The organism is Rhodococcus sp. NPDC059968 (assembly GCF_042738615.1).
Lineage (GTDB): Bacteria > Actinomycetota > Actinomycetes > Mycobacteriales > Mycobacteriaceae > Rhodococcus_F.
This window is the reverse complement of sequence record NZ_JBHWUE010000152.1, coordinates 1-16545: the sequence shown is the minus strand read 5'-3', so window position 1 is coordinate 16545 and position 16545 is coordinate 1. Positions and strand designations below refer to the sequence as shown.

General features: G+C 67.3%; 13 protein-coding genes. 6 read left to right on the top strand and 7 right to left on the bottom strand.

The features are described from left to right. Positions 1-173: 173 nt before the first annotated feature. From ACFWAY_RS49820 to ACFWAY_RS49805, 4 genes are read right to left on the bottom strand one after another with little or no spacing between them, the layout of a single operon-like run. On the bottom strand, positions 174-857 hold the full coding sequence (locus ACFWAY_RS49820; protein ID WP_378515990.1) for a phosphonatase-like hydrolase: 684 nt from the start codon (positions 855-857) through the stop codon (positions 174-176). 44 nt (positions 858-901) lie between these two features. After that, positions 902-2608, bottom strand: coding sequence for a cobalt chelatase (locus tag ACFWAY_RS49815; RefSeq protein ID WP_378515989.1), 1707 nt, complete (start codon positions 2606-2608; stop codon positions 902-904). 10 nt (positions 2609-2618) lie between these two features. Then, on the bottom strand, positions 2619-3587 hold the full coding sequence (locus tag ACFWAY_RS49810) for an AAA family ATPase (protein ID WP_378515988.1): 969 nt from the start codon (positions 3585-3587) through the stop codon (positions 2619-2621). A gap of 10 nt (positions 3588-3597) precedes the next feature. Next, a complete protein-coding gene (locus ACFWAY_RS49805; RefSeq protein WP_378515987.1) occupies positions 3598-4431 on the bottom strand; it encodes an IclR family transcriptional regulator in 834 nt (277 codons plus the stop codon). 199 nt (positions 4432-4630) lie between these two features. Between ACFWAY_RS49805 and xsc the strand changes: the two genes are divergently transcribed. Next, positions 4631-6439 (top strand): sulfoacetaldehyde acetyltransferase, encoded by a 1809-nt coding sequence (xsc, locus tag ACFWAY_RS49800; RefSeq protein ID WP_378453382.1) that lies wholly within the window; start codon positions 4631-4633, stop codon positions 6437-6439. 162 nt (positions 6440-6601) lie between these two features. Further along, on the top strand, positions 6602-7357 hold the full coding sequence (locus ACFWAY_RS49795) for a TSUP family transporter (protein WP_378453383.1): 756 nt from the start codon (positions 6602-6604) through the stop codon (positions 7355-7357). On the opposite strand, the gene ACFWAY_RS49790 is transcribed toward ACFWAY_RS49795, so the two are convergent. After that, positions 7307-8533 (bottom strand): PucR family transcriptional regulator, encoded by a 1227-nt coding sequence (locus ACFWAY_RS49790; RefSeq protein WP_378453384.1) that lies wholly within the window; start codon positions 8531-8533, stop codon positions 7307-7309. The genes ACFWAY_RS49795 and ACFWAY_RS49790 overlap by 51 nt on opposite strands. 179 nt (positions 8534-8712) lie before the next feature. Here ACFWAY_RS49790 and ACFWAY_RS49785 point away from each other — a divergent pair, with 179 nt between their 5' ends. From ACFWAY_RS49785 to ACFWAY_RS49775, 3 genes are read left to right on the top strand one after another with little or no spacing between them, the layout of a single operon-like run. Then, positions 8713-8970: a DUF3311 domain-containing protein gene (locus ACFWAY_RS49785; protein WP_378453385.1), complete on the top strand. Its 258-nt coding sequence runs from the start codon at positions 8713-8715 to the stop codon at positions 8968-8970. Next, positions 8967-10463 carry a sodium:solute symporter gene (locus ACFWAY_RS49780; RefSeq protein ID WP_378515986.1) on the top strand — a complete coding sequence of 499 codons (1497 nt, stop codon included), beginning with the start codon at positions 8967-8969 and terminating at the stop codon, positions 10461-10463. The genes ACFWAY_RS49785 and ACFWAY_RS49780 overlap by 4 nt, the downstream gene beginning before the upstream one ends. Continuing rightward, positions 10463-12067, top strand: a complete 1605-nt coding sequence (locus tag ACFWAY_RS49775) for an amidohydrolase (protein WP_378515985.1) — start codon at positions 10463-10465, stop codon at positions 12065-12067. The genes ACFWAY_RS49780 and ACFWAY_RS49775 overlap by 1 nt, the downstream gene beginning before the upstream one ends. 73 nt (positions 12068-12140) lie before the next feature. Here the strand turns inward: ACFWAY_RS49775 and ACFWAY_RS49770 are convergent, their stop codons facing one another. Together ACFWAY_RS49770 and ald are read right to left on the bottom strand one after the other, a co-directional pair. After that, positions 12141-13604: a PLP-dependent aminotransferase family protein gene (locus ACFWAY_RS49770; RefSeq protein WP_378515984.1), complete on the bottom strand. Its 1464-nt coding sequence runs from the start codon at positions 13602-13604 to the stop codon at positions 12141-12143. A 103-nt stretch (positions 13605-13707) separates the two neighbouring features. Continuing rightward, positions 13708-14829: an alanine dehydrogenase gene (ald, locus tag ACFWAY_RS49765; RefSeq protein ID WP_378453388.1), complete on the bottom strand. Its 1122-nt coding sequence runs from the start codon at positions 14827-14829 to the stop codon at positions 13708-13710. A gap of 220 nt (positions 14830-15049) precedes the next feature. Between ald and ACFWAY_RS49760 the strand changes: the two genes are divergently transcribed. Beyond that, on the top strand, positions 15050-16420 hold the full coding sequence (locus tag ACFWAY_RS49760; RefSeq protein ID WP_378515983.1) for an aspartate aminotransferase family protein: 1371 nt from the start codon (positions 15050-15052) through the stop codon (positions 16418-16420). The last annotated feature ends 125 nt before the right edge of the window (positions 16421-16545 follow it).

Below are 16545 nucleotides of genomic sequence, written 5' to 3'. Positions count from 1 at the left end.
TGGCGAAGGTGTCCCGCGGTCTGGGTGAGGCGATGGTCGGGATCAACGTCGACGACATCCCCGTCCCGCACCGGCTCGCCGAACGCGGCTGGTGACGTTCTGAACCCTGCTCCTCCGAAACCACTGTGGGCCGGTTCCGCTGTCGTGCAGCAGAACCGGCCCACAGTCGTCGTTCAGCCCAGCAGTTCGGGGATCTTCGCCGCGCTCTCCAGGATGTGCGTGTGGGGCTCCGGACGCAGCGTCGCCGCGTCGTGTGCGCCGGTCAGGACACCCACCACGTACCGCGCCCCGGCGTTCGTCCCGGCCCGGAGATCGTTCGGGGTGTCACCACCCACCAAGACCTCGTCGACGCTCTGCACCCCGGCGAGCTCCATGGCGCGGAAGATGAGATAGGGCGACGGCCTGCTCATCCGCACCTGATCGCTCGTGATCACACCGTCGATGTCCCGCCCGATCTCCCACCCGACCTGCTCGAGCAGCGGTTCCGCGATCTCGCGTGAATAGCCGGTCTGGAGAACGATCTTGATGCCGCGCTGCCGCAACGCACCGAAGGCGTCGCGAACCCCGGGCAGTGCGGTGGGCGGTGTCTTCCGGTACGCGTCCAGAAGCATTGCGGTGAAATCGGATTCGACGGCGTCCAGAACATTCTTCTCCGTCGGCACCCCGGTCTCCCGTAGCAGTCCCTCGATGGCCTGCCGCTTGCCCGTGCCCTTCCACCGGTCGAACCGATCGTCCGGAATCGGCTCGCCGAGGTGCTTCTCGACGGTGTCGCGCAACGCGACGTACACGGCGCCGCCTTCGTCGACGCTCGTTCCGGCAATGTCCAAGGTGACCAGGGAAACCCCGTGTGCTGTCATGGGTGTGACTCCTTCACTGTTGCGCCACTGGCAGGTGATGGCTGTCAGTGGGCGATCATCGACAGCACGTCGGCAATGACGTCGCTGTTGGTACCGTGCGACAGATCGAGCGTCCGGCAGCGGTCGTAGTACGGGCTCAGATCCAGCCCGACTCCCAGTCCGTACACCTCGACGGCCCGCTCGTCCTCGTGTCGCTCGACCACGACCTGCAGGTGGTGGTCCAGGTAGAACTCGTCGTTGGCCAGTGCGGTGGCGCCGTCCAGTGGGCTTCCGTCCGAGATCACGAACAGGAGCCTGCGGCCCTGGGGGTCCCGCATCCGGGAGCAGGCCCAGTCGACGGCCTCACCGTCGACGCCCTCTTTGAACAGGTCCTGCTTCAGCAGCCCGGCGATCGCGGGACGGGCTCGGCGCCAGGAGGTCTCGGCGTCCTTGAACACCAGCTGCCGGACCTCGTTGAGCCGTCCCGGGTTGCGCGGACGGCCGGACCGGAGCCAGTCTCGGCGGGCTCGCCCCCCGTTCCATGCGGCGGTCGTGAAACCCAGGATCTCGCACCGGGCGTCGGCCAGTTCGAGTGCCCGGGCGAACACGTCGACCAGCACCGCGACCGGTTCACCGAACTCCTTCATCGAACCGGAGCAGTCGATGAGGAAGGTCACCGTCGTGTCGTTGTGCGGCTCGGTGCGTTCGGCCCGGAAGAGTCTGCGCTCGGTGGGCGAGGTGACCAGCTGGGCGAGCCGGCGACCGTCGAGGTACCCCTCTTCCCGGCCGCCTTCCCATCCGTCGGGGACCGGTTCCGCGAGCAGCGCCTTCAGTCGCCGTCCGAGTTTCCGGACGTCGAGGCGCTGCGTGTCGATGATGAGGTCGAGTCGCCGGCGGTAGTCCTGGAGCAACGCGGGCCGGACGAGGGACGCGATCTGCCGGGTCTCGTCGTAGGCGCGGGTGAACACGCGGTATCCGTCTCCGCCCTCCCCCAGCGCGCGACTGCGTCCCGACACCGCGGTCGGAACCGTCTCGTCGTCGTCGGGGTCGAAGTCGAACAGGAGGGAGAACGCCGCCCGGCCGTCGCTCCGGTCGTCGGCCGACGCGCCCGGATCGGCGGGTGACTCCAGGTGGCGGCCGATCAGCTCGGCGACTGCCTGTGCGTGGACCCCGAAGTCGGTTTGCGAGAGACGGGTTCGCCGCAGCCACGGGAGGTGGTCGCCGAGGACGGAGGCGAGAGCGAACCGGGTCGATTCGATCAGGTCCTCGGTGGCCTCGGGTATCGGCTCGGCGGTGATCCGGGCCCGGCACATCTGCGTCACGGTGAACAGCAGCATCCCGTGCACGGTCTCGGTCAGCCCGGACGTCACGTAGTCCTGTGACCACTGCGTGAAGCGGTGGGAGAGGTTGGCTCGCACGCCGCCCCACGCGTCGGCGGCCAGCGACTCGACGCGGAACTGTTCCAGGATCTCGAAGATCAGCCGACCCGCCGTGTCCTCCGGGCACAGGCTGCGATGCAGGACGGGGTCGGTGTGGAGGAGGCGCGACGCCATGCCGTCCGCCGCGCCGCGGAAGGACGCGAAGCCGGCGCTTTCGAACGACGGGTGCAGGTGCGGGGCGGGCATCGGCACGCGCCGATGTCCGTGATGGAGTTCCGGTCCGCGAAAGTGCAACTCACCCTGGCTCGCGAGGGCGCGGATCGTGCTCGCACAGAGTTCGTGCACCTCCTGCTGACGGCGGACCGACGCGGGGCGCACAGGCAGTTCTGTCATGACTGCCCGCTCAGGCCGTGCTCGTCGCGAGCATCGCCGACCGCTCCAGTTCCGAGTCGAAGCACCGCTGGAAGTACTCGGCGACGACGGGCCGCTCGGCCTCGTCGCACTTGTTGACGAACGACAACCGGAATGCCAGCGCCGGGTCGTGGAAGATCTCGATGTTCTCGGCCCAGGTGATCACCGTGCGCGGCGACATCAGCGTCGACAGGTCGCCGACCCGAAAACCACTCCGGGTCAGGTTGGCCACGGCGACCATCGACCCGATGAGATCCCGGCTCAGCGACGGCACCCGCGCGGACACGATCTCGACTTCCTGTTCCGCGGGGAGGTGATCGAGCGCCGCCACGATGTTCCAGCGATCGATCTGCGCGTGATTGAGCCGCTGCACACCGTGATACAACCCGTTGAGATTGCCCAGGCCGACGGTGTTGGCGGTGGCGAACAACCGGAAGGCCGGATGCGGAGTCAGGACCCGGTTCTGATCGAGCAGGGTGAGTTTCCCGTCGCGTTCGAGGAGACGCTGGATGACGAACATGACATCGGGGCGGCCGGCGTCGTATTCGTCGAGGATGAGGGCGACGGGTCGCTGCAGTGCCCAGGGCAGGATGCCTTCCTGGAATTCGGTGACCTGCTTGCCGTCTCGCAGCACCACCGCGTCCCGGCCTATCAGGTCCAGCCGGCTGAGGTGTCCGTCGAGGTTGACCCGCACACACGGCCAGTTGAGCCGCGCCGCGACCTGTTCGATGTGCGTGGACTTGCCGGTGCCGTGCAGACCCTGCACCATCACCCGGCGGTTGCGGCCGAACCCGGCGAGCAGGGCCGTGGTCACCGCGTGGTCGAACCGGTACGCGGGGTCGACGTCGGGGACGTGGTCGACGGGTTCGCGGAAGGCGCGCACCGTCAGGTCGGTGTCGAGTCCGAACAGCACGCGTGCGGACACCACGTGGCTGGGTGTCGCAGTGGTCATTTCGGGCATGCGCCCTCCTTCAGTTCATGTCTGACGAACCGTCGTCCGTGACCTCGTTCTCGATCTCGCCGATGGCGTCGGCTGCCCGCCGGAGTGCGGGCAGAAGCTTGAGCGCCTTGTCGGGGGTGAGTCGCATGACCGGGGCCTGGACTGCGATGCAGAGATTGGAATTGCCTGTGGCACAAGGGACGAGCACCGCAGCGCACACGAGGCCGGGGAGGAACTCTTCGTCGTCGATGGCGTAGCCGTCGCGGCGGACCTGTTTGAGTTCGGTCTCGATCAGCTCGATGTCGGTGACCGTCTTGTTGGTGTACCTCTCGAGCGGCATCCGCCCGAGAAGTCGCCGGCGCTGGGCGGGGCTGAGCTGCGACAGGATCATCTTGCCGCTGGCCGAGCAGTGCGCGGGCACCCGCGAACCAGCATGGAGTGTAAAGCGAAGGGGCTCGGAGGTTTCCACCCGGTCGAGATACACCACTTCGCTACCCGACAGGGTGGTCACGTTGCAGCTCTCGCCGAGTTCCGCGACGAGGTTCCGGAGGATGGCGTGCCGCGCGCCGTGGTGGGTGTCGTTGAGCAGCAGATTCTCGGCGAAGCGTCGCAGGCGCACGCCGGTGCCGTAATGCCTGCCGTTGTTCTGCCGGGTGAGGAGTCCGGCGCCCTCGAGTTGCTGGAGCATGCGGTGCAGGGTCGGCTTGGCCATGCCCGTCTCCTCGACGAGCCCCTGCAACGTGAACAGCTGGTCCTTGGACGCGACCATCTCGAGCAGTGCGAACAGGCGGAGCGTCGGTGTGTCTCCGGGTAGCTCCGTTGTCGGGTGTCCGTTCGACTCGTCGATCCGGTGAATCTCACCCACGGTTCCTCCTTGGCCGAAACGGCGACGCATTCGCATCGTGTATCGAAAAATCATACATCCCGTTCCAGTTTTAGGAACATTCATTGACGAAGTGTGTGACGTGGCCTACTGTCACTGCAGATCACAAAATCGCGAACGAAACGTTCCGATTTTTGACATTCTCTGCCGGTTCCGGCGCTTCCCTGAAGGAGGATCACACATGAGCAAGAAGAAGAACGGTGCCGATCGCACCGCTGTCTCCGGTGTACAGAAGATGACACCGTCGGAGGCGTTCGTCGAGACGATGGTCGCCAACGGCGTCACCGACATGTTCGGCATCATGGGATCCGCCTTCATGGATGCGATGGACATCTTCGCTCCCGCCGGGATTCGACTCGTCCCAGTCGTGCACGAGCAGGGCGCGGGGCACATGGCCGACGGATATGCCCGGGTCAGCGGGCGGCACGGCATGGTGATCGGGCAGAACGGTCCGGGTATCAGCAACTGTGTCACCGCGATCGCCGCCGCGTTCTGGGCGCACAGCCCCGTCGTCATCGTCACTCCCGAGGCCGGCACCATGGGAACGGGCCTGGGCGGCTTCCAGGAAGCCAACCAGCTGCCGATGTTCCAGGAATTCACGAAGTACCAGGGGCACGTCAACAACCCGAAGCGCATGGCCGAGTTCACGGGCCGCTGCTTCGACCGCGCGATGTCCGAAATGGGCCCGACGCAGCTCAACATTCCGCGCGACTTCTTCTACGGCGAGATCGAGACGGAGATCCCGCAGCCCACCCGCCTCGACCGCGGTCCCGGTGGCGAGACGAGCCTGAACGAGGCGGCCGAACTGCTGGCACAGGCCGAGTTCCCGGTGATCGTTTCCGGCGGCGGCGTGGTGATGGCCGACGGTGTCGACGAGTGCAAGGCACTCGCCGAGCGTCTCGGCGCCCCCGTCGTCAACAGCTACCTGCACAACGACTCGTTCCCCGCCAGCCACCCGCTGTGGACCGGACCGCTCGGCTACCAGGGTTCCAAGGCCGCGATGAAGCTGATCAGCAAGGCGGACGTGGTGCTCGCCCTCGGCACCCGCCTGGGCCCCTTCGGGACGCTCCCGCAGCACGGAATGGACTACTGGCCGAAGAATGCCAAGATCATCCAGATCGACGCGGACCACAAGATGCTCGGTCTGGTCAAGAAGATCTCCGTCGGGATCTGCGGCGACGCGAAGGCCGCTGCTGTCGCGCTCACCGAGCGGCTCGAGGGCAAGGCCCTCGTCTGCGACGCCAACCGTGCGGCACGCGGCGAGACGATCGACGCCGAGAAGGCCGCGTGGGAGAAGGAACTCGACGAATGGACGCACGAGCGCGATCCGTTCAGCCTCGACATGATCGCCGAACAGGAAGGCGAGGACGGCAACTGGCTGCACCCGCGTCAGGTGCTGCGGGAGCTGGAGAAGGCGATGCCGGAGGACGTGATGGTGTCCACCGACATCGGCAACATCAACTCCGTCGCCAACAGCTACCTGCGGTTCGAGAAGCCGCGCAGCTTCCTCGCCCCGATGAGCTTCGGTAACTGCGGTTACGCACTGCCGACCGTCATCGGCGCGAAGGCGGCGGCACCGGAACGCCCCGCCATCGCGTACGCGGGCGACGGTGCCTGGGGGATGAGCCTGGGCGAGGTCATGACGGCTGTCCGGCACGACATCCCGGTCACCGCCGTCGTGTTCCACAACCGGCAGTGGGGTGCGGAGAAGAAGAACCAGGTCGACTTCTACAACCGCCGCTTCGTCGCCGGTGAGCTCGAAAGCGAGTCCTTCGCCGGGATCGCACAGGCGATGGGCGCCGAGGGCATCGTCGTGGACAAGCTCGAAGAGGTCGGTCCCGCACTGCAGCGCGCGGTCGCCGCACAGATGAACGAGGGCAAGACGACGGTCATCGAGATCATGTGCACCCGCGAACTCGGCGACCCCTTCCGCCGCGACGCGCTGGCGAAGCCGGTTCGGCTGCTCGACAAGTACAAGGACTACGTGTAGTCCGCTCCCTGCGAGCACGTGGCCCCCGGCGCACACGCCGGGGGCCACGTCCCGTGCGTTCCTGGTACCGACGATTCGACGTCGTCTGGACCTGTCGCTTCGCCGCCGCGACCCCCACACTTCTGACGGAGACAACGGCGAACGGAAGCGGTGCAACAGGGTATGGCGGCAACGGTGTGGGATCTGTCGTTGCCTGCCCTTCTCTTCGCGCTCGGCGTCGTGGTGGCCGGCGGTGTCGTCCGCGGTTTCGGTGGGTTCGGTGGCGCGATGGTGTGGGTCGCGGGACTCGTCGTCCTGCTCCCGCCGACGTCGGTGATCCCCGCCGTGTTCGTCCTCGAGGTCGTCGCGAGTGCCGCGATGCTGCCCCAGGTGTGGCGGCAGGTGCACTGGAAGTCGTTGCGCTGGTTGTTCGCCGGAACCCTGATCGGAATGCCGCTGGGGATGTGGGCGCTCACGCAACTGTCCGGCGACCTGGTGCGGGTGCTGCTGGGCGTCGCGATCATCGGGTCCGCCGTCGCCATGGCCGCCGTCCCCGACCGGCAGTCGCTGCCCGGCCCCGGGGTGACGACTGTGACGGGAGTGGCGTCCGGTCTCCTCAACGGCGGCTTCGCCCTCGGTGGCCCGCCCGCCGTCCTGATGTATTTCTCCGCGTCCTCCCACGTTGCGGCCGGGCGCGCCTCGCTCGTCGTGTTCTTCCTCGTCATCGACGCGTTCGGCGCCGCGGGGTCGGCTGCCGGTGGTCTCCTCACGGTGCCCGTCCTCGCGCAGATCGCCCTGTTCACGCCGCTCTGCATGTTCGGCGCCGCCGCGGGGAAATGGCTGTTCGACCGCACCACCGCCCAGCAGGTCCGTCAACGCGTGCTGTGGCTACTCGGCTTCCTCGGCGCCGCCGTTCTCGTGCAGGTGGCGTTGCGCTGACCGCGTTTCCCGGGAACTCGAATAGCCCGAATCGCGCTGGAACAGTGAGAGACTCGACACCGACCGTTGCAGGCCGTCGAGAGTCCGGGGATCCCAGCCGGTCAGCTGTTGCCAGCGGTCGAGCCGGTAGGTGATCGAGTTCGCATGCAGGTGGATGTCCCGCCCGGCCGCGCTGATGGAGAACTCGTTGCGGGCGAATGCCAATACCGCCTCGACGAGGTGCGGATGGTCCGCGGCGACGGTGGCACCCGGCTCCAGCAGCGTGGCGAGCTCGTCGCGATGGTCTGCCAGGGTGGCGGCAACCCATTCGTCGGCGAAACGGACCACCTCGCCGGTAGGCGAAGCCAGATGCAGGACCCGACGCGCGTCCATGATGCTCATCGCGGCGCCGGCCAGCCCGGGGCGGCCCAATCCGACTCCGACCGTGGTGCCCGGGTGACCGAGCCGAACCTCGCGGATGATGTCGTCGACCGGTGCGCGCTGGCTCAGGGCGATGATGACGGTGCCGTGCCCGCTGCATTGAGTGGTGCCGGGGATCGTGTCGAGGGTGCGTTGCAGCCGTTCGAGCTGCGCTTCCGACCACTCCTCCGCGGCAACGCACACCGCTTGGAACTCGTGCTGCTGTGTGAAACCCAGCGCCTCTGCCAGCTCGCGCACATCGCGGTGGTCGCCGTCGGCCGACCTCGCGAGGGCCTCGAAGAACCGGTATCGCACCCCCGCGCGGATGGCCTGTTCGCTTCGGGTCGCGTCGGTGTGCCCGACGGCGACCGCGCTGGTGGCGGTGTGGACGAGGTCCCACATCATGCCGCCTGCGCGCAGCAGGTCGGTTGTCGGCTCGGCGGCCGTGGCCACCATCGTGTTCCACAGTTCGCGGGACGCGATGTGGTACGTCTCGATGACGTCGGACAGTGGCAATCCCTGCATGGCCCGGCGCCGGCCGAGCTGACGCGAACGCTCGAGGACGTCGTCGGCGAGAGGTTCGCTGTCCGCGAGGGCGCGCAACGTCGCCGCGAGTTGCCGACTGATGTATCCGCGCTGCTCGTCAATCGGTACGGCGGCGTACGACTGCAACTCGGCGCGAATCTGACCCACCGCCCGGTCGGTTACCGACTCGATCTCCTCCGAGACCTGCCGGCACAACCGCTGGATCGTGTCTTCACCCACGGACTCGGGCACCCTCTCCCTCGTTTTCCACACTCCCGTGAAATTCACGAACCGGCTCGGCGTTTTCCGGGATTCGCCCATGGCCCGAGGGGAGTGATTCAGACCACACTAGTGCCAGAGTGCACGTCGACCGGCACCGGACCCAATCCGCGACGCCGGTGGACGCAGTCGGAATAGGAGACAAAACAATCATGTCCAACGAGGCAAAAAGCGCCTTACTCGCGATAGGTGTCCCGTTCACCGGGGTTCTGGGCGGCATCGTCGCCCTGTCCGGATCCACGGCCACGGTCTTCGGAGTCCCCATCCTGTTCGCGTGGTTGTTCCTGTGGATGCCGCTCACCTCGCTGTGCCTCCACCTCGCCTGGAAGCTTTTCGACCGCAAGGACTTCGAAGCTGCCGAGCGCGCCGAATCGGCCGCTGCGAGCGCTCGGACGGGAGACCAGTCATGACCGCGGCCTTCTTCACCCTCGTGCTCGTCCTCGCCCTCGGGGCCGGCGTGCTGTCGCGGCGCGGCAGCAAGAAGGAGATCTCCGACTACCTGGTGGGCGGCCGGTCGTTCGGTCCGCTGCTGGTCTTCATCCTGGGAGCGGGCGAGGCGTACAGCATCGGCACCCTGATCGGGTTCCCCGGCGGCGTGTACGCGCACGGGGCGAGCTACGGCGTCTGGTTCATCGGGTACATCCTGCTGGCCTACCCGATCGGATACTTCTTCGCGCCCTACCTCTGGCGCGCCGGTAAGAGATACGGCGCCATGACGTTGCCCGATGTGGCCGGACGCCACTTCCGGTCGCGTGGGCTGGAATTGACGATCGCCATCGCATCGGTCGTATTCCTCATCCCGTGGGGCCAGCTTCAGCTCGCCGGACTGCAGATCGCGCTGACCGGTCTGGGTATCTCCATCGACCCCACCGTCGCGGTATTCGCAGGCGCAGCCCTCGCGCTGCTGTTCCTCATGTTGTCCGGGGTGCGCGCCCCCGCATTCGTGTCCTACGTCAAGGACACCGCCCTGTTGCTCGGTGCCGTCCTGATCGGACTGGCGGCAGTGGTCGAGACAGGTGGTACCGAGAAGCTGTTCGCCGCCGCGGCAGCCAGTGGTGGCGGCGCGGCCTCACACTCCACGGTCACCGGGTCGTCACTGACTTTCGTACTGACGACGATCGTGTTCCAATCGGTCGGGTTCTTCATCTTCCCGATCATCGTGCAGGCCGTGCTCGCCGCGAAGTCCGAGGCGACGATCAAGCGGGTCGCCAAGTTCAATCCCCTGTACATGCTCATGTACCCGTTCCTCGTCGCCGCCGCCTTCGGGGCGATCACGCTGCTGCCCACCAAGCTCGAGGGCACGGAATCCGACCAGGTGCTCCTGCAGTTGTCGCGACAACTGCTGCCCGACTGGCTGACCGGCGTCGTCGCAGGCGGCGCGGCCCTCTGCGCGATCGTGGTGCTGTGCGGGGCGGCCCTCGGAATCGGCGCGATCGTGTCGCGCAACATCATTCCCGGGATCCCGGAATCCCGCCAACGGGTCTGGGTGCGCGGAGTCGTCGTGGCGTACCTCGGGATCTCGCTCCTGCTCACCCTCGCGACACCTCAGCTCCTGCTCACCCTGGTCAACACCGCGTACTACGGCGTCACCCAGGCCGCGGTGGTCTTCGCGACGATGGTCTTCGGATGGAAATTGCGGCCCGCTGCCCTCGCCATGGGCGTGGTCCTCGGCGACGTCGTGGTGCTGTGGCTGTATCTCGACAAGCACGGCCCAGTGTCGGTGTGGCTCGCCGAGCACGGAGTCAACCTCGGTGCGGCCGCCCTGGTCCTCAACATCCTCTTCGTGGTGTCGACGCGGGTGTTCTGGCCACCCACCGATCCCGTCCGTGGCCTTCGCGCCGACGGCCGAACGTCCGGCACTGCCGCGGGATCCGTGGCCGCACGCAGCGAAGTGGGTGCCTGATGTCCAGGACACTGCTCACCGCCGAGTCGATTCATACCCAGGACCCGTCGTCGCCGACCGTCGAAGCGCTGGTCATCGACGGAGCCGACGTGGTCGCCACCGGCACCAGGAAGGACATGGCCGACCGCGCCGGAATCGGGGCCCGCCGCCTCGACCTGCCCGGCGCCACGGTGATCCCGGGACTGATCGAATCGCACATCCACCCCACCTACGCCGGCCTCACCGACGGCTGGGCGGACTGCCGGACACCACCGTGCCGGTCGATCGCCGACATCCAGCAGGCGTTGCGAGCCGCGGCCACCGGCAGCGGATGGATCAGGGGGTGGGGTTACGACGACACCCAGATCGCCGAGGGACGGCATCCGACCAGGACGGATCTCGACGCCGTCAGCACCGATCGTCCGGTCATCGTGCTGCACATCTGCGGGCACTTCGCCGTCGCCAACACCGCCGCACTCGCGGCCGCAGGCATCGACGAAACCACGGTGCCGGTGGACGACCCGCTGTTCCCCCGCGGGGCCGACGGCCGTTTGACCGGGATGGCGTGGGAAATCGATGCGGTGGCGAGGCTCACCGCGGCGGTTCCCGCGCTGACCGAGCAGGAGGTCAACGGCGCCCTGCTTCGCAGCCTGCTGTCGGCGCGGTCGCGGGGAATCACCACCATCCACGATCTCGGGGTGGGTCTCTCGGCGGGCGAGCAGGAGCTGACCGCCTACCGCTCGCTGGACGCCTCGGGTGAGCTACCTGTGCACGTCGTCGGGTTCCTGCGCGGCGACATGGCGCTCGAGGCCCTCGACGACCGGGGAGTCACGTTCGAGCACGCACCCGCGGCCGGCGCACGCTTCCGGCTGGCCGGCGCGAAGTTCTGGGCCGACGGATCGATCCAGGGACTGTCCGCCGCACTCCGCACGCCGTACGCGTGCGATCCCAGCCATCACGGCGACCTGCTCTACCCTCAGGCGCAACTCGACGAGATGATCCTGCGGGTCCATCGGGCAGGTGGCCAGGTCGCCGTGCACGCCAACGGCGACGCGGCGGTCGGCGCCGCGATCACGTCGCTGAGGAGGGCGCAAGCCACCGACGGCCGGGTGGGACGGCACCGCATCGAACACTGCCAGGTGAGCGCACCCAGCGACCTGGCCGCGATCCGGGAAGCCGAACTCGGGGTGAGTTTCTTCGTCAATCACGTCTTCTACTGGGGCGACCGCCACCGCGACCGGTTCCTCGGTCCCGAGCGCGCCGCCGAGATGGATCCCCTCGCCTGCGCCGACGAGCTGGGTCTGCGATTCGGACTGCATTCGGACTGCCCGATCACCCCGATGGATCCGCTCGCGACCATCAGGACCGCGGTCACCAGGATGACGAGGGGCGGCACGGTGCTCGGTGGGAACCAGCGGATCGGAGTGGATCGCGCGATCCGGGCGATGACCATCGACAGCGCGTACCTGGTGCACGACGAGACCCGTGTCGGCACCTTGACGGCGGGCCGCCGGGCGGACCTGGTGGCGCTCGACGGCAGCCTCGCGGATCTCGCGGACGGCACCACCGAAATACCCCGTCCCACAATGGTCATGATCGACGGAGAAGCGGCGGATATGCGCTAGCCCGAACGTAAGTGCCTCAGCTGAAAAGGAACTGGAACCCGTCCCCGCCGATCAGGCGAGGACGGGTTCCGGGCTACCGGCGGAAACTCGCCTGGCACGCCTGGCCGAGGAGCGCGATGCCTTCTTCGATGGAACGCAGCGGGATCGCGCCGTAGCCGATACGGAAGTGGTTGCGGGGCGGGACCGGTTGTGTGAAGAAGATGTCGCCCCGCTCGATGAGGACGCCGCGCGCCTCCGCCTCGCGCACGAGCACCCGGCAGTCGAGATTCTCCGGACCGGTCATCCACAAGCTGACGCCACCGGGCGGATACGGCTCCTGCGGCCACGGGAGGTACTTGTCGACGGCCGAACACAGCCGCTCCCATTTGTGTTTCATCTGGGTACGGTGATGGCGCAGCGCGCGGTGGTACTCCCCGCTGTCGATGAGCATGGCCAGGGCCCGTTGCTGGTGACCCGGTGGATGACGCAGCACGTATCGTCGGGCCTTCCGCAGTTCGCGCACCAGGTCCGCAGGTCCGACTAGGTAGCCCAGACGCAGACCCGGGGCCAGGAACTTCGAGAACGTGCCGAGATACACGGCGTCGCCGCTGGAATCGAGCGCCTTCAGCGCCGGGCTGGGACTGCCGTGATAGCGGAACTCGCTGTCGTAGTCGTCCTCCACGATCACGGTGCCGGACTCCGCGGCGAGCTGCAGTAGACGCTGACGACGGTCGATGCCGAGCGTCGCGTTGGTCGGATGGTGATGGCTCGGTGTCAGATACATCAGGTCCGTGCCGCGCAGAGTCTCCGGCGGGCGCAGGCCGCGATCGTCGACGTCGATGCCGTACACCTGGGCACCGGTGCGCAGGAAGATGTGTCGCGCATCGAGGTAGCCGGGGTTTTCGATGGCAACCCGATGTTCGGGTCCGAGCAGAACCCGTCCGACGAGGTCCAGCCCCTGCTGGGAACCGACCGTCACGAGAACCTCGTCCGCGCTCGCCTCGATGCCGCGGGAGGGCAGCAGATGCTGGCGGATCATGTCGATCAGCATCGGATCGTCCGCACCGACGCTGTCCTGGAGGCTCGCGTAGGCGTGGGGTTGATACAGCGCGTCGCGGAGACAGCGCACCCACGCGCGGGCGGGGAAGCTGCGGATGTCGATCTGCCCGGCCAGGAACGGGTACGGATAGCTGTGCCAGTCGACGTTCTTCTCGATGTGCGGAACGTCGGCGTCGGGATAACGCCGGATACGGGACGACCAGTCGATGCGCGGAATGGTCGCGCGGGCGTCCGTTGCAAGCGTCTCGATCATGTCGGGATTCACGAACATGCCCGAGCGCTGGTGGCTTTGAACGAGTCCCTCGGCGATCAATTCCTGATACGCCAGGTTGATCGTGTTCCGTGAGATCGCGAGATCGACCGCGAGTTCACGCGAACTCGGAAGGCGGTGGCGTGGATCGAACAGTCCGTTGGCGATGCCGTGTTCGATCGCCCGTCGAACCTGGCGGTAGAGCGGTTCGGCGGAATTGCGGTCGACCTCGATCAGTGTTCTCGGCACGCATCGCCTCCTGTGGATCCAAGAGTGGCCAGATGTAGGCCGACCCGGCACGCCGAGAAGTTCTCGAACGAGCACTTCTCAGTATGCCGGGCCGGCGGCGAAATCAAACCAGGTTGAGCGCGTCGTCGACGCCGACCGACTCGATCCCGAGTGCGGCACCGACCGCATCGTTCGTCAGGCGCCCGGCGACGGTGCTGACACCGGCGCGGAGTGCGGCATTCTCCCTGGCCGCGCGCGCGAGGCCCTTCTCGGCGATCTGCAGGGTGTACGGCAAGGTCACGTTGGTGAGTGCGTACGTCGACGTGTGGGGCACCGCTCCCGGCATGTTGGCCACGCAGTAGAACACCGAGTCGTGGACCTTGAAGGTGGGCTCCGCGTGGGTGGTGGGACGCGAATCCTCGAAGCAACCGCCCTGGTCGATCGCGATGTCGACGAGGACGCTGCCCGGCTTCATCCGCGAGACCAGCGAGTTCGAGATGATCTTCGGGGCCTTGGCGCCCGGGACGAGCACGGCACCGATGACGAGGTCGGCCTGCATGACCTCCTGCTCGATCGAGTAGGCGTTGGCGGCGAGGGTGCGGATCCGGCCCTGGTACATCCGGTCGGCGGCGCGCAGCTTGTCGACGTTCTTGTCGAACAGGACGACGTCGGCCCAGGTGCCTGCGGCGACGGCGACAGCGTTCATGCCCGATACGCCCGCACCGATCACGACGACGCGAGCCGGGGACACACCGGACACGCCGCCGATCAGTACGCCGCGGCCACCCTCGGGGCGCATGAGTGCCTGCGCACCGACGAGCGGTGCGAGCCGGCCGGCGACCTCGCTCATCGGGAACAGCAGCGGCAGGGAACCGTCGGGAAGCTGAACGGTCTCGTACGCAACGGAATTGGTGCCGGCGGCGAGCAGTGCCCGGGTGCACTCCTCACCCGCGGCGAGGTGCAGGTAGGTGAACAACGTGAGGTCCGAACGCATCCGGTGGTATTCCTCGGCGATGGGCTCCTTGACCTTGAGCAGCAATTCCGCGCTCTGCCACACCGCATCGGCGGAGTCGAGGATCTTCGCGCCGGCGGCACCGTAGGCGTCGTCGCCGATCGACGAGCCCTCCCCCGCACCGCGTTCCACGAACACGTCGTGCCCGTTGGCGACCATCTCGTGGACACCGGCGGGAGTGGCCGCCACCCGGTACTCGTGGTTCTTGACTTCCTTGGGGATACCGATCCTCATCTGAGACCTCCGTTAGCTGGGGCTGTTCGCCGCTCCGACCACACGTCGTGGTCCCCGAGCGATACCGAAGTCTGGATCACTCTGGCATGGGACCAGAAGGACCAGTTGAGCGCCGTCTACGGGGACCAGACTGGACCCGTCGAATACCGCTCTTCTGGCCCTGACCTGCGCTCTGCCTCGTCGGTATGTTGTGGATCACAGCCATTCGACAACGAAGGAGATGGTCGTGGACGTCACCGAATTGCGAGCACGGGCCCGCCGGCACCTCGGACCTCATTTCACCCGTAAGGACACCTGGGAAAGCGACTTCCCGGTGTTCGTTCGTGGCGAGGGAAGCTATCTGATCGACACCGAGGGGGACCGTTTCCTCGACGGTCTGGCAGGCCTGTTCTGCGTGAACATCGGTCACGGCCGCGACGACATCGCGAAGGCGGCGAGCGAGCAGATCGGGACGCTGGCGTACGCCTCGAACTGGGGCAGCGCGCACATTCCCGCGATCGAGGCGTCCGCGCTGATCGCCGACCTCGCGCCCGGTGATCTGGGGACGACCTTCTTCGTCAACTCCGGATCCGAGGCCGTGGAGACGGCCGTCAAGTTCGCCCGGCAGTACCACCGCAGCCAGGGCAACCCTCAGCGAACCAAGATCATCAGCCGCGAGATGGCCTACCACGGAACCACTCTCGGTGCGCTGTCGGTAACACAGCTGCCGAAGATCAAAGACCCGTTCGGCCCGCTGCTGCCCGGGGTTCGCTCCGTACCCAACACCCTTGGTTACCTCGGCGACTGCGGCCCGGCGAACGAACTCGACTGCATCGCCGCGATCGAAGCCGTCATCGAAGAAGAGGGCGCCGAGACCATCGCCGCCGTGTTCGCCGAGCCCGTTCAGAACGGGCGCGGCGCCCTCGTCCCGCCGGACGGATACTGGGCTGCGCTGCGCGCGCTGTGCGACAAGCACGGGATCCTGCTGGTCTCCGACGAGGTGATCTGCTCGTTCGGCCGCCTCGGCCACTGGTTCGGGCACGGACTCACCGGTGTGGTGCCGGACATGATCACATTCGCGAAGGGCTCCACCTCCGGATACGCCCCGCTCGGCGGCCTGATCGTGCGTGAGCAGCTGGTTCGCGAGCTCTACGACTCGCCCAAGGGCGGCGTGTTCACGCACGGCGCGACGTGGGGCGGACACCCGGTGTCGACGGCGGTGGCGGTCGCGAACATCACCGCGATGCGCGACGAGAACGTGCTGGGCAACGTCACCGCGCGCGGCCCGAAGTTGCGGTCGGCACTCGACTCCCTGATGAGCGCGCACCGCTGCGTCAAGGACGTGCGCGGCACCGGATTCTTCTACGCGATCGAATTGATGGCCGACAGCGACAGCGGCCGCGAGTTCACCGAGCAGGAGTCGCTGACGGTGTTGCGCAAGGTGCTGCCGGAGGCGTTCGCCCGCACCAAGGTGATTCTCCGCGGCGACGACCGCGGTGCCACGATGCTGATGATCTCGCCGCCACTCGTCGCCGACGACGCGGTGCTCTCGGAACTGCTCCACGGCATCGACAGCATGCTCACCGACATCGAAAAGGCAATCCAGCCGTAGGGAACGACAGTTCCCCGATTTCCAGCGGGTGGCGGGGGGGGGGGGGGGCCCCCCCCCCCCCCCATGGGTGTGTTTGGGGGGGGGGGGCCAAGCCCCCCGCGGGCCCCCGGGTACAGGGTGTTATA

Excerpts from the sequence above, each read along its gene's own strand:
- ACFWAY_RS49820 (WP_378515990.1), bottom strand. The coding sequence starts at position 857 with ATGACAGCACACGGGGTTTCCCTGGTCACCTTGGACATTGCCGGAACG.
- ACFWAY_RS49815 (WP_378515989.1), bottom strand. The coding sequence starts at position 2,608 with ATGACAGAACTGCCTGTGCGCCCCGCGTCGGTCCGCCGTCAGCAGGAG.
- ACFWAY_RS49810 (WP_378515988.1), bottom strand. The coding sequence starts at position 3,587 with ATGCCCGAAATGACCACTGCGACACCCAGCCACGTGGTGTCCGCACGC.
- xsc (WP_378453382.1), top strand. The coding sequence starts at position 4,631 with ATGAGCAAGAAGAAGAACGGTGCCGATCGCACCGCTGTCTCCGGTGTA.
- ACFWAY_RS49795 (WP_378453383.1), top strand. The coding sequence starts at position 6,602 with ATGGCGGCAACGGTGTGGGATCTGTCGTTGCCTGCCCTTCTCTTCGCG.
- ACFWAY_RS49785 (WP_378453385.1), top strand. The coding sequence starts at position 8,713 with ATGTCCAACGAGGCAAAAAGCGCCTTACTCGCGATAGGTGTCCCGTTC.
- ACFWAY_RS49780 (WP_378515986.1), top strand. The coding sequence starts at position 8,967 with ATGACCGCGGCCTTCTTCACCCTCGTGCTCGTCCTCGCCCTCGGGGCC.
- ACFWAY_RS49775 (WP_378515985.1), top strand. The coding sequence starts at position 10,463 with ATGTCCAGGACACTGCTCACCGCCGAGTCGATTCATACCCAGGACCCG.
- ald (WP_378453388.1), bottom strand. The coding sequence starts at position 14,829 with ATGAGGATCGGTATCCCCAAGGAAGTCAAGAACCACGAGTACCGGGTG.
- ACFWAY_RS49760 (WP_378515983.1), top strand. The coding sequence starts at position 15,050 with ATGGTCGTGGACGTCACCGAATTGCGAGCACGGGCCCGCCGGCACCTC.